The following is a 21,272-nucleotide window of genomic DNA, read 5'->3' on the forward strand; positions in this document are numbered from 1 at the left end:
CAATGGGCCGAGTTGCAGCCCTTGGTGGTCGCGGCGCCTCCGGCAGGCGATGAAGCGGCGCGCGGGGGCTGAGGTCCGGGCACCCAACCGGATGCTCGGGAGATCGCGCCACCGATCGATGACCAACGTCGAGCTACCAGTTTTCGGGGATTGGCTGCGCCTGCCGTGCTGCATAGCATCTCGCAGCTAACGAGAGGGGTGGGTTCATGGTTCAACGGAAGAGTCTGCAGCGCCTTGCTGCGTGGGGCGTGACAGGCATGGCCGCCGTGATGCTGGCGGCGTGCGGGGGCGGCGGCGATGGCGGTGATGACGGCACGGGCACGCCGCCTGTCGTTCCGGCCGCCCGTTTCACCATCGGCGGCAGCGTCTCGGGCCTCCAGGGCACCCTGGTGCTGCGCAACAACGGCAAGGGCGACCTCACCCTCCAGGCCGACGGCCCCTTCCACTTCGCCGACCCGGTGACGGCCGGCAACCCTTACGCAGTGAGCATCGCCCAGCAGCCCGAAGGCCAGACCTGCGCAGTGAGCGCGGGCCAGGGCACGGCCTCGGCCCAGGTCACGGACGTGCGCGTGTCCTGCGCAGCCACCACCCACACGGTGGGCGGCACGCTCTCGGGCCTGGCGGGCGGAACGCTGGTGCTGCGCAACAACGGCACGGACGCGCTGAGCCTTGCGGCCAACGGCAGCTTCGCGTTCGCGCAGGCCCTGCCCGAAGGCGCCGCGTACGACGTGACCGTGCACATGCAACCGGCCGGACAGCTGTGCACCCTCTCCGGTGCCAACGGCACGGTCGATGCGGCCGTCACCTCGGTCGTGGCTGTTTGCGCCGTCGATCCGTCGGCGGTAGCGCCGCCGATTCCCGCCGCGCCCACTGTCGGCTACGCGCCCAAATCCTTCCTGTTCAGCTGGCCGGCCGTTGCCCACACCAGCTACTACCGGCTGGGCGAAGACCCGGGCGCCACGGGCAATTTCACCGTGCTGGCCGACAACCTCGGCAGCACCACCTATGCGCTGCAGGACCTGGCATTGACCCAGCCGCCGGCTGCCTGGCGCTATGCCCTGCAGGCCTGCAATGCCCATGGTTGCAGCCCCTGGTCGCTGCCGGTCACTGCGGATGCCACCCGGGCCATCGGTTACTTCAAGCCGGGGGCCGCCGGCATCCGCAACTTCGGCCAGTCCGTTGCCCTGTCGCCGGACGGCAACGTCATGGCCGTCGGTGCTTCGGCCACGCTGGAGTTGTTCACGCGCAGCGCGGGCCAGTGGCAGTGGGTGCAAACGCTGAGCTTCCAGACCGCGAGCTATCCCAGGCCCGTCATGTCGGACGACGGCACCTTGCTGGTGGGCATGTTCGGCTACGACGGCGCGTTTGGCGACCAGGGTTTGGTGCAGGTGTTCTCCAGGACGCCATCGGGCTGGACGCAGGCCGACGAGTGGAACGCGCCGGTGCCGCGCACCATCGGCAACTTCGGCGCGTTCCTCGGCATCTCGCGGGACGGCACGGTGGCCGTGGTCAGCGAGTACATGAACGGCAGGGGCGGAAGCTTTCACGTGTACCGCAAGACAGGCGGTACCTGGGCCAGGGAAGCCACCATCGAACCCGAGCACGTGCAGCTGGGTGCGCTGTTCGGCGTGCAGGCCAAGATCTCGGCCGACGGCGGCACCATCGTGGTGGGCGCGCAGTACGACCGCAGCGGCTCGCTCACCGATGAAACCGACACCAGCGCGTCCAACGCCGGCGCGGCATTCGTCTATGGCTACGACACGGGCACGGGCACATGGACCCAGCGCGCCTACCTCAAGGCACCGGTGCCCGGCACCGACAATCTGTTCGGGGCGACCACCGCCATATCGGGCGATGGCGACACGGTGATCATCGGCGCACGCAACGAGCCGGTCGCGGGCGTGTCTCGCGCGGGCGTCGCCTATGTGTTCCGGCGCAATGCGGGCACCTACGCCCTCGCCCAGACGATCCCGGCGCCCCTGCCCACGCCGGAGGCCACTTTCGGCGGCTTCGGCCTGGCGCTCACGCGGGACGGCACCGTCCTGGCGATTTCCGCGCGCGGCGACTCGAGCAGTGGAACCGGCGTCGATGGCGACGCGACGCAGGGCGCGGCCACGACGGCCGGCGCCGTTTACCTGTACCGGCTGGCGGGCGCGCAGTTCGCACGCACGAGGTACCTGAAGGCACCCAACACCGGCAGCGGCGATCTGTTCGGCGACGCGATCGACATCTCGGCGGACAGCCAGACGATCGCGGTGGGGGCGACCGGAGAAGCCAGCGCGGCAAGTGGCATCGGTGGCGATCAAGCAGACAACAGCGCCGTCAACCGAGGGGCGGTTTACCTCTATTAGAGAAAGCCTCATCAGACGGAGGTTCTGCATGGCTGCGCCCGCGCTCCCCCTTGCCCAGCTTGTCGAGGACCGCGCCCAGGGCGGTTCTCAGGGTCCAGTCGCATCGGGTTTGCATCTCCTGTGATTCGACGCTGCTGACTTCGGCGTCTCGCCATCTGACCTCGGTCTTGCGCAATCACAGCGTGACAGAATGCAGCGGGCCGGGCGCACGATCGGATCGGATCTTATCGCTTGGCCCGAGGACAGCCGATGAGCATCGATCCACAGACTGCCGAGCGACCGGGGTTTCCAAGACCGCACGACACCACCGTCGAACGCGAACGGCGTTGGCTTTGTCGCGACTTTCCGCGCGACCTCCTGCTTGCCGAGGTCGAGTGCCAGAACCCTGAGCTCCTGACCGCGTTCCCGGACCCGGACTTTGCCCTTTGCGAGATCACGGAAAACCTGCACGCTATCGGCGGCGACCTGGTCAGCAATGGCCTCCCCGGTCCACATTGACTTCCCGTGTCCAAGAGGCAAGGCTCGTCCTTCGGACCGTGACGAGCGGCGCACAGTCGCTTTCCTTGGCCTTGCCGGCCAGCGCGGGAAGACGCGAACACAGCCCCGTGCGCGTGTCGCCCCGGACGACGGCCCCGCGATGATGCGGAACGGCGCCTTTCGCGTCCGGGCCACCTTCACCGGCTGGCGCGGGTTGCCCTGGGTCGCGCTGGCCAGCAACAGCCTGAATCCGGTCCTCCGCATCGAGAGCGAGCAACTGGTGTTCCGCGTGCTGCGCCTGCAGCAGCGGCCCTGGGCGCAGATTCGCGAGGTCGACGTGCGATCGGCCTACGGCACCTTCAACCTGATCTTCGAATTCCACGGCCGGCGCCTGACCTTCGTGGCCAATGTCGGCACCGCGGCCCGCGGTGCGCAGGCCCTGGCGTTGCTGCCCGCGAGCGTCCCGCTGTCCCCGCGGGCGCGCGCCGCGCTGCAGCCGCCGTCGGCCTGAGCGGCCCGGCGGCGCCCCGCTACAGCCGCTCCTGATTGCGCGAGCTTTCAGGCGTGTCGAACTTGTCGCGGCGAATCGCTTCGTCGTCCATCAGCTCGTACCACATCGCATTGAGCACCGCGAAGGTGGCCGCCAGCGGCAGCCCCAGGATCCAGGCGAAGTACCACATCTGTCAGTCCTTTCTTGGCGTTTCAATACGCGTGTCCGCGGTCTTCACGGATGGCTTCGGCATCCACCTTGCCCCACAGCACGTGGTAGACCCAGGTGGTGTAGGCCACGATGATCGGCAGGAAGATCGCGGTCGCGACCAGCATGTTGAACAGCGTCAGGTGGCTCGAGGACGAGTCCCACACCATCAGGCTGGCGCGCGGGTCGATCGACGAGGGCAGGATGAAGGGGAACATCGACGCGCCCACGCTGAGCACGATGCCCGCGATCGACAGGCCGCTGGCCAGCAGCGTGGCCACCTCGCGCCGCAGGCGCAGGCCGATCAGCGCCAGCAATGCGCCCGCGAGACCCAGCACCGGCGCCGCCCACAGCCAGGGCTTGGCCGCGTAGTTGAGGAACCAGGCGCCGACGTGCAGTTCGGCGGTCTTGAGCATCGGGTTCGACGGGCCGGTGGTCGGCAGCGCGCTGGTCACGCGGTAGCCGTCGATCCAGGTCCAGAGCGCGAAGCCGGCCAGCGCGTAGAGCAGCAGCGTGGCGATGGCCGCCCAGCTGCCGTAGGTGCGCGCGCGCGCAGCCACGGCGCCGTCGGTCTTGAGCTGCAGCCAGGCCGCGCCGTGCATCAGCATCATCGCGACCGACACCAGGCCGCACAACAGCGCGAAGGGGTTGAGCAGGCCGAAGAAGCTGCCGTCGTAGAAGATGCGCATGTCGCTGGCAAAACGGAAGGGCACGCCCTGCAGCACGTTGCCCACGGCCACGCCGTAGATCAGCGCCGGCACCAGGCCGCTGGCGAACAGCACCGCGTCCCAGCGCGCGCGCCAGGCCGGCTCCTCGCGCTTGCTGCGGAACTTGAAGGCCACGGGCCGCAGGATCAGCGCGACCAGGATCACGAACATCGCGAGGTAGAAGCCCGAGAAGGACACCGCGTAGAGCTGCGGCCAGGCCGCGAAGACCGCGCCGCCGCCCAGGATCAGCCAGACCTGGTTGCCTTCCCAGACCGGGCCGACGCTGTTGATGATCACGCGGCGCTCGTTGTCGTTGCGGCCTGCGAAGGGCAGCAGCATGCCGGCGCCGAGGTCGAAGCCATCGGTGACGGCGTAGGCGACCAGCAGCACGCCGATCAGCAGCCACCAGACCATGCGCAGGGTTTCGTAGGAGATCAGTTCGTTCAGGACCATGGTGTGTGCTCCTCGGTTATTCGGCGGCGCCGGTCAGGGGGCGCGGCGAGGCGCGCAGCTCGGGTGCGGCACCGCCGCGGTAGACGGCGGGCGGCGGCACGGGGTGCTCTTCGGGGCCCTTGCGGATGGCCTTGAGCATCAGCTTCATCTCGATCAGGAACAGCGTGGTGTAGATCGCCACGAAGCCCACGATGGTGATCAGCAAGGTGGTCACGCCCAGGTTCGACACCGCCACGGCCGTGGGCAGCACGCCTTCGATCACCCAGGGCTGGCGGCCGACCTCGGCCACGATCCAGCCGCACTCGGCGGCGATCCACGGCAGCGGGATCGCGAACACCGCGACCTTGAGCAGCCACGGGTGCGCATCGAGCCGGCGCCGCGTCGACAGCACGAAGAAGGTGGCGGTCAGCAGGATGAAGAACATGCCCAGCCCGACCATGATGCGGAAGGACCAGTAGAGCGGCGCCACCGCCGGCACGGTGTCCCAGGCGGCCTTCTGGATCTGCTCGGGCGTGGCCTGGCGCGGGTCGTCGACATAGCGCTTGAGCAGCAGCGCATAGCCCATCGACTGGCCGTTGGCCTCGAAGGCCTCGCGTGCGGCGGCCGGGACCGCGGCGTCGCTGCCGGCCGCGCGGATGGTCTGCAGCGCGTCGTAGGCCTTGATGCCCGCGTGGATGTGCTCCTCGGCGCGCTCGACCAGTTCCTCGATGCCGGGGATCACGGTGTCGAGCGAGCGGGTGCCGATCAGGCCCATCACGGCCGGGATGTGGATCGCGTAGTGCGTCTCGCGCGCGGCCTGGTCGGGGAAGCCGAAGGCGGTGAAGGCGGCGGGCGCGGGCTCGGTCTTCCACATGGCCTCGATCGAGGCCAGCTTCATCTTCTGGTGCTCGGTCGAGAGGTAGCCGCTCTCGTCGCCCAGCACCACCACCGACAGCGAGGCCGCGAGGCCGAAGGACGCGGCCACGGTCATCGAGCGCTTGGCGAGTTCCAGGTGCCGGCCCTTGAGCACATACCAGGCCGACACGCCCAACACGAAGATCGCCGCCACCGTGTAGCCGGCCGACACCGTGTGCACGAACTTGGCCTGCGCCACCGGGTTGGTCAGCACGGCGAAGAAGTCGGTGACCTCCATGCGCATGGTCTGCGGGTTGAAGGCCGAGCCCACCGGGTTCTGCATCCAGCCGTTGGCGATCAGGATCCACAGCGCCGAGAAGTTGGAGCCGATGGCCACGGCCCAGGTGGTCATCAGGTGGCCGACCTTGCTGAGCTTGTCCCAGCCGAAGAAGAACAGCCCGACGAAGGTGGCTTCGAGGAAGAAGGCCATCAGGCCTTCGATGGCCAGCGGCGCGCCGAAGACGTCGCCCACGTAGTGGCTGTAGTAGCTCCAGTTCATGCCGAACTGGAACTCCATCACGATGCCCGTGGCCACGCCCATCGCGAAGTTGATGCCGAACAGCACGCCCCAGAACTTGGTCATGTCGCGCCAGACCGTGCGGCCGGTCATCACGTAGACCGTCTCCATGATGGCGACGATCACCGCGAGGCCGATGGTCAGCGGCACGAAAAGGAAGTGGTACAGCGCCGTGAGGGCGAACTGCAATCGGGAGAGAGCGACGATGTCGAGGTCCATGGGGAGGTTCCTTTCGTTTCTTCTTCGGTCGTGGCGTCGTGTGTGGCGTCAGTCGGGGCGCAGGGTGCGCAGCGCGGCCTCGAAGGCCGGGGTGCCGCGTGCGAGGTCGGCCGTGATGCGGCCATCGTCGAGGCACAGCAGCCGGTCGGCCAGCGCGGCCTCGCGGCGCAGGTGGGTGGCGATCAGCAGCGTGCGGCCTTGCGCCGCGGCGGCCAGGCGCTGCAGCACGTCGTGGGCCGTGGCCGTGTCGAGCGCCTCGGTGGCCTCGTCCAGCAGCCAGAAGGGGGCGTCGCGCAGCAGCAGCCGCGCGAGCGCGAGCCGGCGCAGCTGGCCGCCCGACAGGCCCAGCCCGCCCTCGCCCAGCGCGGTGTCGAGCCCGGCCGCGGTGGCGCGCACTTCGGCCGCCAGGCCCGCGGCCTCGAGCACCGACCACAGCCGCGCGTCGTCGGCCGCCGGGTCGGCCAGCCGCAGGTTGTCGCGCAGGTCGTCCTGGAACAGCTCGGTGCGCTGCGTGAGCAGGCAGTGCGGCGGCACGCGCAGCTCGCCCTGCGTGGGCGCGAGTTCGCCGGCCAGCACCGACAGCAGCGTGGACTTGCCGGCGCCGCTGGGGCCGATCAACGCCACGCGCTCGCCGGGCGCGATCGTGAAGGAGAGGCCGTGCAGCGCCGGCGCCGCGCTGCCTTCGTAGCCCGCGACGATGTCGTGCAGGCGGACGTCCTCGGAGGCGGCGGCCGGCACCGGTGGCGCGCTGTCGTGCATGCGCGGCGCGAGGCGGCGCACCGCGAGCCAGGTGCGGCCGGCCTCGAGCGCGCCGCGGCGCAAGGCGGCGAAGGGCTCGGTGGCCGTGAGCGCCAGCAGCAGGGCCAGCGCCGCGGCCGGCGCGCCGATCGCGCCCTCGCCCGCCAGCGCGCCCACCCCCAGCAGCACCGCGACCAGGGTCAGCGTGCCCGCGAGGCCATAGCCCATGCCGGCGCGCAGTTCGAGGCGATTGAGCGCCAGGTCGGCGCGCGCGAGCCGGCGGTCGGCCGCGGCCAATGCCTCGCATTGCGCATCGAGCCGGCCCGCCATCGCGAGCTCGGTCTGGCCGGCCACGAGGTCGACCGCGCGGGCACGCAAGGCTTCCATGGCCTGGGCGCGCCGCATCGCATGCGGCTTGGCGCGCTGCGCCACGACCCAGGCCATGCCCCAGCCGAAGGCGATCAGCCAGCCGGCCAGCGCCACGCCCATGCCGATGTGCATGAAGCCCAGCACCGTGCCCGCCAGCAGCGCCGCGCCGAGGGCCGCGAGGGCCGGCACGATCAGGCGCAGGTAGAGCGATTCGAGCGCATCGATGTCGGCCGTGAGCCGGAACAGCAGCCGGGCCGGCCGGGCCTGCAGCCGCCGCGCCGCCTCGGGCCGGGCCCAGCCACGGAACAGGCGTTCGCGCAGGTCGGCCAGCGCGGCGAAGGTGGCGTCGTGCGTCACCAGCCGCTCGCCGTAGCGCGCGCCGGTGCGGCCCAGCGCCAGCAGCCGGATGCCGGCCGAGGGCGCGAACACGTCGAACACCAGCGCGGTGCTGGCGCTCAGGCCGGCCAGCGCGGTGGCGGTGATGAACCAGCCCGACAGGCCCAGCAGCGCCATGCCCATGAGCACGGTGAGCGCGGCCAGCGCGGCGCCCAGCGCGAGCCGGCGCGGGGCGGTGGCGAGCAAGGGGCGCAGCACGGTGCGCAGCTCGCTGGCGGCACGGCTCGGCTGCACGACCCGTCTGCGGAAACCGGGAAGGCGGCGACGCGTCTTCAGGGGAATGCTCGTGCTCATAGCTGAATGACGCGGTTCATGCGCGCGGCCAGGACGGGGTCGTGCGTCACGGCGATCAGCGTCTTGCCGCGCGCCAGTTCCATCAGCGCATCGGCCACGCGCTCGGCCGTTTCGGTGTCGAGGTGCGCGGAGGGTTCGTCGACCAGCAGCAGGTCGGCCTCGGGCTGGGCCGCGATGCGCGCCAGCGCCAGCCGCACGGCCTCGCCGCCCGACAGGCCGCTGCCGCCCTCACCCAGCGCGGTGGCGGGATGGGCCTGCGCCACGCCACCCAGCGCGGCGAAGCGCATCGCCTGTTCGACCTGCGAGCCGTGCACGCCGGCCCGACCCAGCGCCACGTTGGCCTGCACCGATCCCGCGAACACATGAGGGCGCTGGCCCATCCAGCCGATGCGGCGGCGCAGGCCGGCGGCGCTCGCGTCGTCCAGCGCGACGCCGCCGATGGCGATCTCGCCCGAATCGGCCGGCACCAGGCCCGCGATCAGGCTCAGCAGCGCGGTCTTGCCGGCGCCGCTGGCGCCCATCAGCGCGACGTGTTCGCCGGGCGCGATGCGCAGGTCGAAGCCTTGCAGCACCGGCGCTTCGCCGGCATGGCCGAAGTGCAGGTCGAGGATCCGGACCGAGGGTGCGCCGACGCGCTCGCCCACGGCCGCCTGGGCCTGCGCGCCCGGCAGCGGCACGCCGCCCTCGGCCAGCCCGTCGAGCGCATCGAGCGCCGCCTCGCCGGCCGCGCGGTCGTGCCACACGGCCGACAGCTCGCGCAGCGGCTCGTAGAAGGCCGGCGCCAGCAGCAGCACGAACAGGCCCTCGCCCAGCGTGAGGCGCGTGCCCCAGCTGCCGAATTCCAGCGTGCCCAGCAGATGGAAGCCGACATAGACCGCGACCATCGCCACGCCCAGCGCCGCGAACAGTTCCAGCACCGCGGAGGACAGGAAGGCGATGCGCAGCACGGCCATGGTGCGGCGACGCAGCGACTGCGCGGCCTCGCCCAGCCGGCGCGCGGTGGCGTCGACCGCGCCCAGCGCGCGCAGCGTGGCCAGGCCGCGCAGCCGGTCGAGCAGGAAGGCGTTCATGCCGCCCATCGCCACCATCTGCTCGCGGCTCGCGGCCTGCGCGCGCCAGCCCACGATGGCCATGAACAGCGGGATCAGCGGGGCCGTGACCAGCAGGACCAGCGCCGCCACCCAGGAGAACCAGGCCACCAGCGGCAGGATGCACAAGGGCACCAGCACCGCGCGCCAGCGCGCGGGCTGGTAGCGCGCGAGGTAGGGCACCACCGCCTCGGCCTGCTCGGCGATCGCGCTGGCCGCCAGGCCCGAGGCCGGCCGGCGCGCATCGAGCGGCGAGCGGGCCGCGAGCGCGCGTGCCACCTGCGCGCGCAAGGCCGAGAGCTGGGTCCGCACCTCGGCGAACACGCGGCGCGCGCCCCAGGCCTCGCAGGCCGCGCGCGCCACGCCGAGCAGCAACACGCCCAGCGCCGGCAGCCACACCGCGGCCATGCCCTCGCCCGCGCCCAGCCCCTGCACCGCCCAGGCCAGCAAGCCCGCCTGCGGCAACCAGAACAGCGCCGCGGCGCCCTGCACCAGGCTGCCGAGGCCCGGGGCCGCCAGGGCACGCAAGGCATCGGTCGATCGGCCGACGGCCTCGGTCGATGGCGTGGTGCGGGAAGGCGAAGAAGACATCTTTGTGGGATTCATGTAATTTCAGTATTTACTGAAACTTCCTGAAGTTTAAAGGATGTGCGCTGCGTTTGCACGGCGCATGATGACCGCGATACGTGAAATGGCCAAAGACGGGCGCGCGCGGCTGCGCCGCCACGGGCTCTCGCGAGGTGGCGGCGGGGACGCGGAAAAGGATTTTTTCGAGCGGCGCTGGACGCGCCGTCGTTCACCGCCCAGGCACTGGGCGGCGGGTCAATCGACCGAGAGGAAGCGGATCAGAGCGCCAGCCGCGCGCGCGCCGCGAAGTATTCGCGCTTGAGCTTCTCGACGAAGGCCGCCGTGCTGGTGACTTCGGTGATCGCGCCGATGCCCTGGCCCGATCCCCAGATGTCCTTCCAGGCCTTGGCCTTGCTGCCGTCGCCGGAAGCGAAGTTCATGGTCTTGAGGTCGCCTTCGGGCAGGTTCGCCGGGTCCATGCCGGCCGCGACGATGCTGGGTGCAAGGTAGTTGCCGTGCACGCCGGTGAACAGGTTCGAGTAGACGATGTCGTCGGAGCTGCCGTCGACGATGGCCTGCTTGTAGGCCTCGCTGGCGCGGGCTTCCTCGGTCGCGATGAAGGCGGTGCCGATGTAGGCGAAGTCGGCGCCCATGGCCTGCGCCGCCAGCACCGCGTCGCCGCTGGCGATCGAGCCCGACAGCGCGATCGGGCCGTCGAACCACTGGCGGATCTCCTGCACCAGCGCAAACGGGCTCTTCACGCCCGCATGGCCGCCGGCGCCGGCCGCCACGGCGATGATGCCGTCGGCGCCCTTCTCGATCGCCTTCCTGGCGAACTTGTTGTCGATGATGTCGTGCAGGGTCACGCCGCCGTAGCTGTGCACCGCATCGTTGACGTCGGTGCGCGCGCCCAGCGAGGTGATGACGATCGGCACCTTGTACTTCACGACCATCTCCATGTCGTGCTCGAGCCGGTCGTTGCTCTTGTGCACGATCTGGTTGATGGCAAAGGGCGCGGCCGGCTTGTCGGGGTTGGCCTTGTTGTAGGCGGCCAGTTCTTCGGTGATCTCGATCAGCCACTCCTCCAGCTGCGCGGCCGGCCGCGCGTTGAGCGCCGGCATCGCGCCGACCACGCCGGCCTTGCACTGGGCGATCACCAGCTGGGGGTTGCTGATGATGAAGAGCGGCGAGCCGATGATGGGCAGCGGCAGGTTCGCGAGCACGGAGGGGAGCTTGGACATGGTGCTTGTCTCAGGAAAGTTGGGGGATGCGGGATCGGACTTCCGGACGCAGAAGGAAGACAAAAGTGACGCAGAGGACGCAGAAGAGACCGAAGACAAATTTTGATTTTTCTTCTGCGACTTCTGCGTAACCTTTGCGACTTCTGCGTCCGGAAGTCCGTGTTTCAGAAGGCGTCGAGCGCCAGCGCCGTGACGCTCTCGGCGCCGTCGACGATGCTGTCGCGCAGGCCCGGCGCCTTGTTGAGGATGTGCTCGGCGTAGAAGCGCGCGGTGACGATCTTGGCCTGCATGAAGGCCACTTCGTGGCCGGCCCGGGCCTGTTCCTCGGCGACCAGCAGCGAGAGCGCCAGCTGCCAGCCGGCCACCAGGTTGCCCGCGAGCATCAGGTAGGGCACGCTGCCCGCGAACACCGCGTTGGGCGAGGCCTTGGTCTGGCCGGCGACGAAGTTCACCACGTCGACGAAGGCTTCGCGCGCGGCCTTCAGGCGCTTGTGCACCGCGCGCGCATCGGCGCTGTCGCGCTTGGCGAGTTCGGCCTCGGTGGTCTCGATCTGCGCGGCGATGGCCTTGGCGGTCTGGCCGCCGTCGCGTGCGGTCTTGCGGCCCACGAGGTCGTTGGCCTGGATCGCGGTCGTGCCTTCGTAGATGGTCAGGATCTTCGCGTCGCGGTAGTACTGCGCCGCGCCGGTCTCCTCGATGAAGCCCATGCCGCCGTGCACCTGCACGCCCAGCGAGGTCACTTCCAGGCTCATCTCGGTGCTGTAGCCCTTGACCAGCGGCACCATGAATTCGTAGAAGGCCTGGTTCTGCTTGCGCGCGTCGGCATCGGGATGGTGGTGCGAGGCGTCGTAGGCCGCGGCGGCCACCGAGGCCATCGCGCGGCAGCCTTCGGTGTAGGCGCGCATCGTCATCAGCATGCGCTTGACGTCGGGGTGGTGGATGATCGCCGCGCTGCCGTTGATCGAGCCGTCGACCGGACGGCTCTGCACGCGGTCCTTGGCGTAGGCGACGGCATGCTGGTAGGCGCGCTCGGCGATCGCGATGCCCTGCATGCCCACCGCGTAGCGGGCCGAGTTCATCATGATGAACATGTACTCGAGGCCGCGGTTCTCCTGGCCCACGAGGTAGCCGACCGCACCGCCGTGGTCGCCGTACTGCAGCACGGCCGTGGGCGAGGCCTTGATGCCCATCTTGTGCTCGATGCTCACGCAGTGCACATCGTTGCGCGCGCCCAGCGAGCCATCCTTCTCGACCATGAACTTGGGCACCACGAACAGGCTGATGCCCTTCACGCCCTCGGGCGCGCCGCTCACGCGGGCCAGCACCAGGTGCACGATGTTCTCCGCCATGTCGTGCTCACCGTAGGTGATGAAGATCTTGGTGCCGAAGACCTTGTAGGTGCCGTCGGGCTGCGGCTCGGCCCGGCTGCGCACCAGCGCCAGGTCGCTGCCGGCCTGCGGCTCGGTGAGATTCATCGTGCCGGTCCACTGGCCGCTCACCAGCTTCTCGAGGTACACCGCCTTGAGTTCGTCGGAGCCCGCCGTCAGCAGCGCTTCGATCGCGCCGTCGCTGAGCAACGGGCACAGCGCGAAGCTCATGTTGGCCGAGTTGAGCATTTCGCCGCAGGCCGCGCCGATGGTCTTGGGCAGGCCCTGGCCGCCGAAGTCCGCGGGGTGCTGCAGGCCCTGCCAGCCGCCCGACACGTACTGCGCGAAGGCGTCCTTGAAGCCCTTGCTGGTGGTGACTTCGCCGTCCTTGAAGGACGAGGGGTTGCGGTCGCCTTCGACGTTGAGCGGTGCCACCACGTCCTGGTTGAAGCGTGCGCACTCCTCGAGCACGGCCTGCGCGGTGTCGAGGCCGGCTTCCTCGAAGCCGGGCAGCTTGGCGATCTCGCCGATATGGGCCAGGTGCTCGATGTCGAACAGCATGTCCTTGAGGGGGGCGGTGTAGCTCATGGTCTCTCCAGATACGAAAAAGGCACCGCGAACGGTGCCTTCATGAATGCGGGCTGCCGGACGCAGAGGACGCGAAGGATTCGCAGAAAACGCAAAAGGAATCCAAAAAGGGGACTCCAAGGATTTGAAGTCTGGCTTCTCTGAGTTTTTCTTGCGCGGTCTCGGCGTCCTCGGCGTCCAGTGGCCCGTGTTTTTTTTAAAGCGCCTTGACGAGTTCCGGCACGGCGGTGAACAGATCCGCCACCAGGCCGTAGTCGGCCACCGAGAAGATCGGCGCCTCTTCGTCCTTGTTGATCGCCACGATCACCTTGGAGTCCTTCATGCCCGCCAGATGCTGGATCGCGCCCGAGATGCCGGCCGCGATGTAGAGCTGCGGTGCCACGATCTTGCCGGTCTGGCCGACCTGCCAGTCGTTCGGGGCGTAGCCCGCGTCGACAGCCGCGCGGCTGGCGCCCAGGCCCGCGTTGAGCTTGTCCGCCAGCGGTGCCATCACCTCCTGGAACTTCTCGGCGCTGCCCAGGGCGCGGCCGCCCGAGACGATGATCTTGGCGGCCGTCAGTTCGGGGCGCTCGCTCTTCGTGACCTCGCGGCCCACGAAGGCGCTCTTGCCGCTGTCGGCCACGCCTTCGGCGGTTTCGACCGAAGCCGAACCACCGGTGGCAGCGGCGGCGTCGAAGCCGGTGGTGCGCACCGTGATGACCTTGGTCGCATCGGTGCTCTGCACGGTCGCGATCGCGTTGCCCGCGTAGATCGGACGCTCGAAGGTGTCTGCGCTCACCACGGCCGTGATGTCGCTGATCTGCGCCACGTCCAGCTTGGCGGCCACGCGCGGTGCGACGTTCTTGCCGTTGGCGGTCGAGGGGAACAGGATGTGGCTGTAGTTGCCGGCGATCGCCAGCACCTGGGCAGCAACGTTCTCCGCCAGGTTCTCGGCCAGGCTGGGGCTGTCGGCCACGATGACCTTGGTGACGCCAGCGATCTGCGCGGCGGCCTTGCCGGCTTCGGCGGCGTTGGCGCCAGCGACCAGCACATGGACTTCACCGCCGCAGGCGATGGCCGCGGTCACGGTGTTGAGGGTGGCGGGCTTGACCGTGGCGTGGTCGTGTTCGGCAATGACTAGTGCGCTCATGTTCAGATCACCTTCGCTTCGTTCTTCAGTTTGTCCACCAGGGTCGCGACGTCGGGCACCTTGATGCCCGCACCGCGCTTGGGCGGCTCGCTGACCTTGAGGGTCTTCAGCCGCGGCTTGACGTCCACGCCCAGGTCCTCGGGCTTGAAGGTGTCGAGCTGCTTCTTCTTCGCCTTCATGATGTTGGGCAAGGTCACGTAGCGCGGCTCGTTCAGGCGCAGGTCGGTCGTGATCACGGCCGGCAGCGTCAGCGTCAGCGTCTCCATGCCGCCGTCGACTTCGCGCGAGACGGTGGCCTTGTCGCCGGCCACTTCGACCTTCGAGGCGAAGGTGGCTTGCGGCAGGTCGGCCAGCGCGGCCAGCATCTGGCCGGTCTGGTTGGCGTCGTCGTCGATGGCCTGCTTGCCCAGGATGATCAGCTGGGGCTGTTCCTTGTCGACCAGCGCCTTGAGCAGCTTGGCGACAGCCAGGGGCTGCAGTTCTTCGGTGGTCTCGACCAGGATGCCGCGGTCGGCGCCGATGGCCATCGCGGTGCGCAGGGTTTCCTGGCACTTCGCGTCGCCGCAGGAGACGGCGATGACCTCGGTCACCACGCCCTTCTCCTTCAGGCGCACAGCCTCTTCGACGGCGATCTCGTCGAAGGGGTTCATGCTCATCTTGACGTTGGCGATGTCGACGCCCGTGCCGTCGCTCTTCACACGGACCTTGACGTTGTAGTCGACGACCCGTTTGACTGGGACCAGAACCTTCATGGGTATGACTCCGTAGGATTGCAAAACTGAGTGAATTCGGGGTAGCCAATCATTCTAGGGCGAGGGCTTCGTGAGCCCTGTCCGTTTCGGTCACTGCCCGCGCAAGCCGGTTCCGACAGGCAGAAGCCACCGAACAAAAAAGAACGATCGTGCTTTTTAAGGGAAAATTATACGGGAGGCGCGATCCCCGCCGGCTGAAAACCCTCGGGCAAGGATGCGACCCGCAGCACGCGCTGCGGACTGGGAATGTCGATGCCCGCGGCGCGCAGCCCTTCGAGGATCGCGATGTTGATGGCCGAGCGCAGGTTGTCCCGGCCCTTTTCCGGGTCGGCGACCCAGAAATGCAGCGTGAACTCCAGGCCGTCGGGCGCGAAGTTGGTCAGGTAGGCGATCGGCGACGGGTCGGTCATGACGCGCGCCTGGGCCTTGGCCGCCTCGACCAGGATCGACTGCACCTGCGCCACGCTGCTCTCGTAGCCGACCACGATGGCGGTCGTGATGTTGAACTTGCGGTCGGAGATCGACAGGTTCTCGACCCGGCTGGTGATCAGCGATTCGTTGGGCACGATGGCCTCGCGCCCGTTGCCCGCGCGGATCAGGGTGTAGCGGGTCTTGATGTCGGTGATCCGGCCTTCGAAGCTGTCGACCTTGACGTTGTCGCCGATGCGGATCGAGCGCTCGAGCAGGATCACGAAGCCGCTCACGTAGTTGGCCGCCAGCTTCTGCAGCCCGAAGCCCAGGCCCACGCCCAGCGCGCCGCCCAGCACCGACAGCGCGGTCAGGTCCACGCCCACGGCCGACAGCGCGAACAGCAGGCCGATCAGCAGCAGGATCGCGCGGATCGCGTTCGAGGCCACCTTGCGCATCGAGAGGTCGGTCACGGCCTCGCGCAGGATGCGCTTCTCGATCGTGCTGGAGATCCAGAGCGCCACCACCAGCACCAGGCCGGCCGAGAGCGTGCCCTGGAAGAAGGTCAGCAGGCTGACCCGGGTCTTGCCGAAGGCCAGCGTGATGTCGTCGAGCTCGGCCAGCACCGGCGGCAGCAGGCCGACGATCCACAGCACCGCCCCGGCCCAGGCCGCCCACGACACGGTGCGCTCGACCAGCCGCACCAGCGTCGAGGCCGGGAACACCGCGCGCAGCACCCGCGCGATCAGCCGGATCGCGGCCAGCGACACGAACACCGAGACCGCGATGCGCAACACCACCACCACCTGGAAGTCGTGCACCACGCGCCGCGCGAGTTCGGTGAACACCAGCGCCAGCAGCGGGAACAGCAGGCCGTCGAAGGTGCGCGCGCCGAACCAGATCGAGTCGCTGGGCTGGTCGCGGCCGAACCAGCGGCTCACGCCCCAGGCCAGCGCCACGCAGGCCACCAGCGCCGCCAGCTCGATCCAGAGGCCGCGCGCCTGGACCTGGGCCAGCCGCGCCATGAAGTCGTCGAGGTTCATTTCAGCGCAGGTCAGCCAGTACGCGGATGTGGGCCTCCACGCTCTGGGCCAGCGCGTCGAGGTTGTAGCCGCCCTCGAGCAGCGACACGATGCGCCCGCGCGCATGGCGCCGCGCCACCTCGTGCACCCGCTCGGTGATCCAGGCGAAGTCGTTCTCGTTGAGCCGCAACTGGCCCATCTCGTCGTCGCGGTGGGCGTCGAAGCCGGCGCTCACGAAGATCATCTGCGGCTTGAATTCCTCCAGCCGCGGCAGCCACATCATGTCGATCAGCTCGCGGACGTCCATGCCCTTGGTGTAGGCCGGCACCGGCAGGTTGAGCATGTTCGCCGCCGGATGGTCGACGTTGCTGAAAGGATAGAAGGGATGCTGGAAGAAGCCGACCATCAGCACGCGCGGATCGCCGGCCAGGATGTTCTCGGTGCCGTTGCCGTGGTGCACGTCGAAGTCGACGACGGCCACGCGTTCCAGCCCATGCACCTCGAGCGCATGGCGCGCCGCGATCGCCACGTTGTTGAGGAAGCAGAAGCCCATGGCCTGCTCGCGCTCCGCATGGTGGCCCGGCGGGCGCACCGCGCAGAAGGCGTTCTCGAGCTGGCCGGACATCACCGCATCGGTGGCCGCCACCGCGGCGCCGGCCGCCCGGCGCGCGGCCAGCACGGTGTAGCGCATGAGCACGGTGTCGGGGTCGAGCATCGCATGGGCGGGACCGCCGGCGGGGTTGTCCTCGATCAGGCGCTGGCTCAGCGATTCGAGATGTTCGAGGTGGGCCACGCTGTGGGCCCGGGTGATCTGTTCGAGCGTGGCCAGCGGCACGTCACAGCGTTCGAGGGCGTCGCCGACGCCGGTGAGCAGCAGCCGGTCCTCGATGGCGTCGAGGCGTTCGGGGCATTCGGGGTGGCCCCCGCCCATGTCGTGTTTCCAGCAGTCGCGGTGTGTGAAGTAGCCGGTTTTGCCCATGTCTCGGTCGATCTCACCGCAGACTCGTCGCTGCGCCCCGCCACCCTTGGCCGGCGTGGGCCTTCGCGCCTTGCGGTATGGTTTGCATATGGATACAAAAATGGACGTTGCCGCAAAGCTCGCCAGTTTGCTGGCTCAGCTTAACACGGTGATCGTGGGCAAAGAGGCGCAGGTGCGCGACTGCGTGGCCTGCCTGCTGGCGGGCGGCCACCTGCTGATCGAGGACGTGCCGGGGGTCGGCAAGACCACCCTCGCCCACGCGCTCTCGCACACCTTCGGCCTGCAGTTCTCGCGCGTGCAGTTCACGGCCGACCTGATGCCGGGCGACCTGTCGGGCGTGGCCATCTACGACCGCAACCAGCAAGCCTTCGTGTTCCATCCCGGGCCGATCTTCTCGCAGGTGCTGCTGGCCGACGAGATCAACCGCGCCAGCCCCAAGACCCAGAGCGCGCTGCTCGAGGCGATGGAGGAGAAGCAGGTCACGATCGAAGGCGAGACCCGGCCGCTGCCCACGCCCTTCTTCGTGATCGCGACCCAGAACCCGCATGACCAGCTCGGCACCTTCGCGCTGCCCGAGTCGCAGCTCGACCGCTTCCTGATGCGCATCTCGCTGGGCTACCCCGACCGCGCGGCCGAGCGCGAGCTGCTGGCCGGCGCCGACCGGCGCGAGATGCTGGCCACCCTGCCCGCGCTGCTCGACGCGGGCGAACTGCAGGCGCTGCAGCAGCGCGTGCAGCAGGTGCACGCCTCCGAACCGCTCCTGAACTATGTGCAGGACCTGATCGCCGCCACCCGCGACGGCCGCTGGTTCCTGCAGGGCCTGTCGCCGCGCGCGGGCATCGCCATCCTGCGGGCCGCCAAGGCGCAGGCGCTGCTGGCCGGGCGCGACTACGTGGCGCCCGACGACGTGCAGGCGGTACTGCCGCAGACCGTGGCGCACCGCGTCACGCCCGTGGGCGACGCCGGCCGCGGCGCCTTCGAGCAGGTGCGCGCCATGGTCGCCGCCATCCCGCTGCCCTGACCTGAACCGTCCATGATCGCCACGCTGCGACGGCGCATCGACGGCTGGTTCCTGTCCCGCCGGCCGCCCAGCGACATGCTCGCGCTGACCCAGCGCAACGTCTACATCGTGCCGACGCGCGCGGGCTGGATGCTGGCGCTGACGCTGGTCGTGCTGCTGGTCGCGTCGATCAACTACCAGCTCAACCTGGGCTACCTGCTGACCTTCATGCTGGCCGGCTGCGTGGCCGTGGGCATGCACGTGAGCCACGCCACGCTGCGCGGCCTCTCGATGCACCTGATGCCGCCCGAGCCGCAGTACGCGGGCAGCGCCGCCATGTTTCGCATCGTGCTGCACAACGCGCGGCGCAGCGTGCGCCACGGCATCGGCCTGGCGGTGCGCGGCAGCGGCCAGTGGGCCTGGTGTGACGTGCCGGCCCAGGGCAGCGAGACGGTCGAGATCGCCTTCAAGCCCGAGCGCCGCGGCCTGCACCCGGTGCCGCCGCTCACGGCCGAGACCCGCTTCCCGCTCGGCACCTTCCGCGTCTGGACCGTGTGGCGGCCCGCCTCGGCGCTGCTGGTCTACCCCGCGCCCGAAGCGCATCCGCCCGCCCTGCCGCCCGGCGAACCGCTGGCCGGCGACGCCAGCACCTCGCTGGCCCGCGCCGCGAGCGCCGGCGAATACGACGGCGTGCGGGCCTACCGCCGCGGCGACCCGCTCAAGCTGGTGGTCTGGAAGAAGGCGGCGCGTGCCCAGGCCGCGGGCTCCGACGAACTGGTGAGCCGCGACACCCAGCAGTCCCAGCGGCAGGAACTCTGGCTCGACGCCCAGCACGCGGCGCTGCCCGACGTCGAGGCGCGGCTCTCGCGCCTGTGCGCCTGGGTGCTGATGGCCGACCGGCTGGGCATCGACTACGGCCTGCGCGTGGCCGGCCGGCAGGTGCCGCCGGCGCAGGGCGAGGCGCACCGGCGCCGCTGCCTCGAGGTGCTGGCCACATGCTGAAGCTGACGCAAAGGCTCGGCGCGCTGCCGCGCGACGCGCGCGACACGCTGTTCCTGCTGTGCGTGATCGCGCTCGTGCTGCTGCCGCAAGTCGGCACCCTGCCCCTGTGGTGCACGCTGTTCACCGCCGCCGTGCTGCTCTGGCGCGGCACGCTGGCCGTGCAGTCGCGGCCGCTGCCCGGGCGCTGGTGGCGCTTCGCGCTGCTGGCGGTCGCGCTGGTCGCCATCTTCGCCACCCACCGCACGCTGATCGGGCGCGATGCGGGCGTGACGCTGGTGGTGGTGCTGCTCGCGCTCAAGACGCTGGAGGTGCGCGCGCGGCGCGACGCGCTGGTGATCTTCTTCCTCGGCTTCTTCGTGATGCTGACCAACTTCTTCCAGTCGCAGTCGCTGCCGACCGCGGTGGCGATGCTGTTCGCGCTGCTGGGCCTGCTGACCGCGCTGGTCAATGCCCACATGCCGGTGGGCCGGCCGCCGCTGCTGCAGGCCGCGCGCACCGCGGGCGGCATGGCGCTGCTGGGCGCGCCGATCATGCTCGCGCTGTTCATGCTGTTCCCGCGCATGGCGCCGCTGTGGGGCACGCCCAACGACGAGATGACCGGGCGCAGCGGGCTGTCGAACACGATGCGGGTGGGCAGCATCGCGTCGCTGGCGCTCGACGACGGCATCGCCGCGCGCGTGCGCTTCGACAGCGGCACGCCGCCGCCCCAGCCCCAGCTCTACTTCCGCGGCCCGGTGCTGTCGAACTTCGACGGCCGCGAATGGACCGCGACCCCGCCCTGGGAACGCGGCAGCTTCGACGCCAACCTGCGCGTGCAGGGCGAGCCGGTGCGCTACGAGGTCACGCTCGAGCCCAGCAACCGGCCCTGGCTGCTCACGCTCGACGCCCCCGCGCCGAAAACACTGCCCGAGATCCCCGGCCTGCGCGTGATGGCCACGCCCGAACTGCAATGGGTGGCGAACCGCGCGATCGGCGACCTGGTGCGCTACCGCGCCGAGAGCTATCCGGACTTCCAGAGCGGCCCGCTGCGGCGCACCGCCGCGCTGCAGCCCTACGTCGCGCTGCCCGCGGGCCGCAACCCGCGCACGCTGGCGCTCGCGGCCGAGATGAAGCGCGATCCGCGATTGGCCAATGCCGACACGCCCGCTTTCGTGCAGGCCGCGCTCGAGCGCCTGCGCAGCGGCGGCTACAGCTACACGCTGGAACCCGGCGTCTACGGCGACGAGACCGCCGACGAGTTCTGGTTCGACCGCAAGACCGGTTTCTGCGAGCACATCGCCTCGGCCTTCGTGGTGCTGATGCGCGGGCTCGACATCCCGGCGCGCATCGTCACCGGCTACCAGGGCGGCGAGCTCAACGGCGTCGACGGCTACTGGGTGCTGCGCCAGTCCGACGCCCACGCCTGGGCCGAGGTCTGGCAGGCCGGCCGCGGCTGGACGCGGGTCGACCCGACGGCCGCAGTGTCGCCCGGGCGCGTCGGCAGCTTCCAGCGGCTGAGCTCGCCACCGGGTTTCTTCGCCAGCGCGATCGGCACCATGAGCCCCACGCTGTCGCAGAACCTGCGCGCGGCCTGGGAGGCGGTCAACAACCGCTGGAACCAGTGGGTGCTCAACTACACGCAGAGCCGCCAGCTCGACCTGCTCAAGTCGCTGGGCTTCGAGTCGCCAAGCCTGCAGGACCTGGCCACGGTGCTGCTCTGGATGCTGGTGATCGCGACGCTGGGCGGCGCGGGCTGGACGCTGTGGGAACGCGCCCAGCACGACCCCTGGCTGCGGCTGCTGCGCCGCGCGCGCCGGCGCCTCGAGAAGGCCGGCCTCGTCCTGCCCGAGCCGGCCACGCCGCGCCAGATGGCGGCGCTGGCCACGCAGCGCTTCGGTGCATCGGCCCAGCCCGCGCACGACTGGCTGCTCGCGCTCGAGGCGCAGCGCTATGCGCCCGCGCCCGCCACCGCGCTGGGCCCATTGCGCGCCGAATTCCGCCGGCTGCGCTGGCCCGGCTGAAAACAGCGGTATTCCCA

The 21,272-nt window shown here is 69.9% G+C and carries 17 protein-coding genes; 6 read left to right on the plus strand and 11 right to left on the minus strand.

Translation table 11 applies throughout. From position 1 onward, the window contains the following. The first annotated feature begins 206 nt into the window (after positions 1 to 206). From QTI20_RS16655 to QTI20_RS16665, 3 genes are all read left to right on the plus strand, one after another. Complete coding sequence (locus QTI20_RS16655; protein WP_286552471.1) at positions 207 to 2,351, plus strand: hypothetical protein; 2,145 nt, start codon at positions 207 to 209, stop codon at positions 2,349 to 2,351. 249 nt (positions 2,352 to 2,600) lie between these two features. Further along, positions 2,601 to 2,849, plus strand: a complete 249-nt coding sequence (locus QTI20_RS16660; RefSeq protein ID WP_286552472.1) for a hypothetical protein — start codon at positions 2,601 to 2,603, stop codon at positions 2,847 to 2,849. Positions 2,850 to 2,988: 139 nt separating this feature from the next. Further along, positions 2,989 to 3,339 (plus strand): hypothetical protein, encoded by a 351-nt coding sequence (locus QTI20_RS16665; protein ID WP_286552474.1) that lies wholly within the window; start codon positions 2,989 to 2,991, stop codon positions 3,337 to 3,339. Between the two features lie 19 nt (positions 3,340 to 3,358). On the opposite strand, the gene cydX is transcribed toward QTI20_RS16665, so the two are convergent. The 11 genes from cydX to QTI20_RS16720 all read right to left on the minus strand — a co-directional run bounded on the left by cydX (position 3,359) and on the right by QTI20_RS16720 (position 17,253). Continuing rightward, positions 3,359 to 3,508 (minus strand): cytochrome bd-I oxidase subunit CydX, encoded by a 150-nt coding sequence (gene cydX / locus QTI20_RS16670; RefSeq protein WP_286552476.1) that lies wholly within the window; start codon positions 3,506 to 3,508, stop codon positions 3,359 to 3,361. A 22-nt stretch (positions 3,509 to 3,530) separates the two neighbouring features. After that, on the minus strand, positions 3,531 to 4,685 hold the full coding sequence (cydB, locus tag QTI20_RS16675; protein ID WP_286552477.1) for a cytochrome d ubiquinol oxidase subunit II: 1,155 nt from the start codon (positions 4,683 to 4,685) through the stop codon (positions 3,531 to 3,533). Positions 4,686 to 4,701: 16 nt separating this feature from the next. Beyond that, entirely contained in the window at positions 4,702 to 6,315 is a 1,614-nt protein-coding gene (locus tag QTI20_RS16680; RefSeq protein WP_286552479.1) for a cytochrome ubiquinol oxidase subunit I, read from the minus strand. 48 nt (positions 6,316 to 6,363) lie between these two features. Beyond that, positions 6,364 to 8,112 (minus strand): thiol reductant ABC exporter subunit CydC, encoded by a 1,749-nt coding sequence (gene cydC / locus QTI20_RS16685; protein ID WP_503011408.1) that lies wholly within the window; start codon positions 8,110 to 8,112, stop codon positions 6,364 to 6,366. Continuing rightward, positions 8,109 to 9,791, minus strand: a complete 1,683-nt coding sequence (cydD, locus tag QTI20_RS16690; RefSeq protein WP_286552482.1) for a thiol reductant ABC exporter subunit CydD — start codon at positions 9,789 to 9,791, stop codon at positions 8,109 to 8,111. The genes cydC and cydD overlap by 4 nt, the downstream gene beginning before the upstream one ends. A 254-nt stretch (positions 9,792 to 10,045) precedes the next feature. Next, entirely contained in the window at positions 10,046 to 11,008 is a 963-nt protein-coding gene (locus QTI20_RS16695; RefSeq protein ID WP_286552484.1) for an NAD(P)H-dependent flavin oxidoreductase, read from the minus strand. Positions 11,009 to 11,172: 164 nt separating this feature from the next. Beyond that, positions 11,173 to 12,963 carry an acyl-CoA dehydrogenase gene (locus QTI20_RS16700; protein WP_286552486.1) on the minus strand — a complete coding sequence of 597 codons (1,791 nt, stop codon included), beginning with the start codon at positions 12,961 to 12,963 and terminating at the stop codon, positions 11,173 to 11,175. Positions 12,964 to 13,159: 196 nt separating this feature from the next. Continuing rightward, the gene (locus tag QTI20_RS16705; protein ID WP_286552487.1) at positions 13,160 to 14,092 is read right to left on the minus strand and encodes an electron transfer flavoprotein subunit alpha/FixB family protein; all 933 of its coding nucleotides are present in this window, start codon (positions 14,090 to 14,092) and stop codon (positions 13,160 to 13,162) included. A gap of 2 nt (positions 14,093 to 14,094) precedes the next feature. Beyond that, positions 14,095 to 14,844, minus strand: coding sequence for an electron transfer flavoprotein subunit beta/FixA family protein (locus QTI20_RS16710; RefSeq protein WP_198088977.1), 750 nt, complete (start codon positions 14,842 to 14,844; stop codon positions 14,095 to 14,097). A 167-nt stretch (positions 14,845 to 15,011) separates the two neighbouring features. After that, a complete protein-coding gene (locus QTI20_RS16715; RefSeq protein WP_286552489.1) occupies positions 15,012 to 16,295 on the minus strand; it encodes a mechanosensitive ion channel family protein in 1,284 nt (427 codons plus the stop codon). A gap of 1 nt (position 16,296) precedes the next feature. Continuing rightward, the gene (locus QTI20_RS16720; RefSeq protein ID WP_286552491.1) at positions 16,297 to 17,253 is read right to left on the minus strand and encodes a histone deacetylase family protein; all 957 of its coding nucleotides are present in this window, start codon (positions 17,251 to 17,253) and stop codon (positions 16,297 to 16,299) included. Positions 17,254 to 17,353: 100 nt separating this feature from the next. Between QTI20_RS16720 and QTI20_RS16725 the strand changes: the two genes are divergently transcribed. Genes QTI20_RS16725 through QTI20_RS16735 form a run of 3 tightly spaced genes read left to right on the plus strand, consistent with a single transcriptional unit; the run spans position 17,354 to position 21,255 of the window. Next, positions 17,354 to 18,274, plus strand: coding sequence for an AAA family ATPase (locus tag QTI20_RS16725; protein ID WP_183026668.1), 921 nt, complete (start codon positions 17,354 to 17,356; stop codon positions 18,272 to 18,274). A 12-nt stretch (positions 18,275 to 18,286) separates the two neighbouring features. Then, positions 18,287 to 19,255 carry a DUF58 domain-containing protein gene (locus tag QTI20_RS16730; RefSeq protein ID WP_286552493.1) on the plus strand — a complete coding sequence of 323 codons (969 nt, stop codon included), beginning with the start codon at positions 18,287 to 18,289 and terminating at the stop codon, positions 19,253 to 19,255. Further along, positions 19,249 to 21,255, plus strand: coding sequence for a transglutaminase TgpA family protein (locus QTI20_RS16735; RefSeq protein ID WP_286552494.1), 2,007 nt, complete (start codon positions 19,249 to 19,251; stop codon positions 21,253 to 21,255). Before QTI20_RS16730 ends, QTI20_RS16735 begins: the two co-directional genes overlap by 7 nt. The last annotated feature ends 17 nt before the right edge of the window (positions 21,256 to 21,272 follow it).

Source organism: Variovorax sp. J2P1-31 (genome assembly GCF_030317215.1).
Lineage (GTDB): Bacteria > Pseudomonadota > Gammaproteobacteria > Burkholderiales > Burkholderiaceae_C > Variovorax.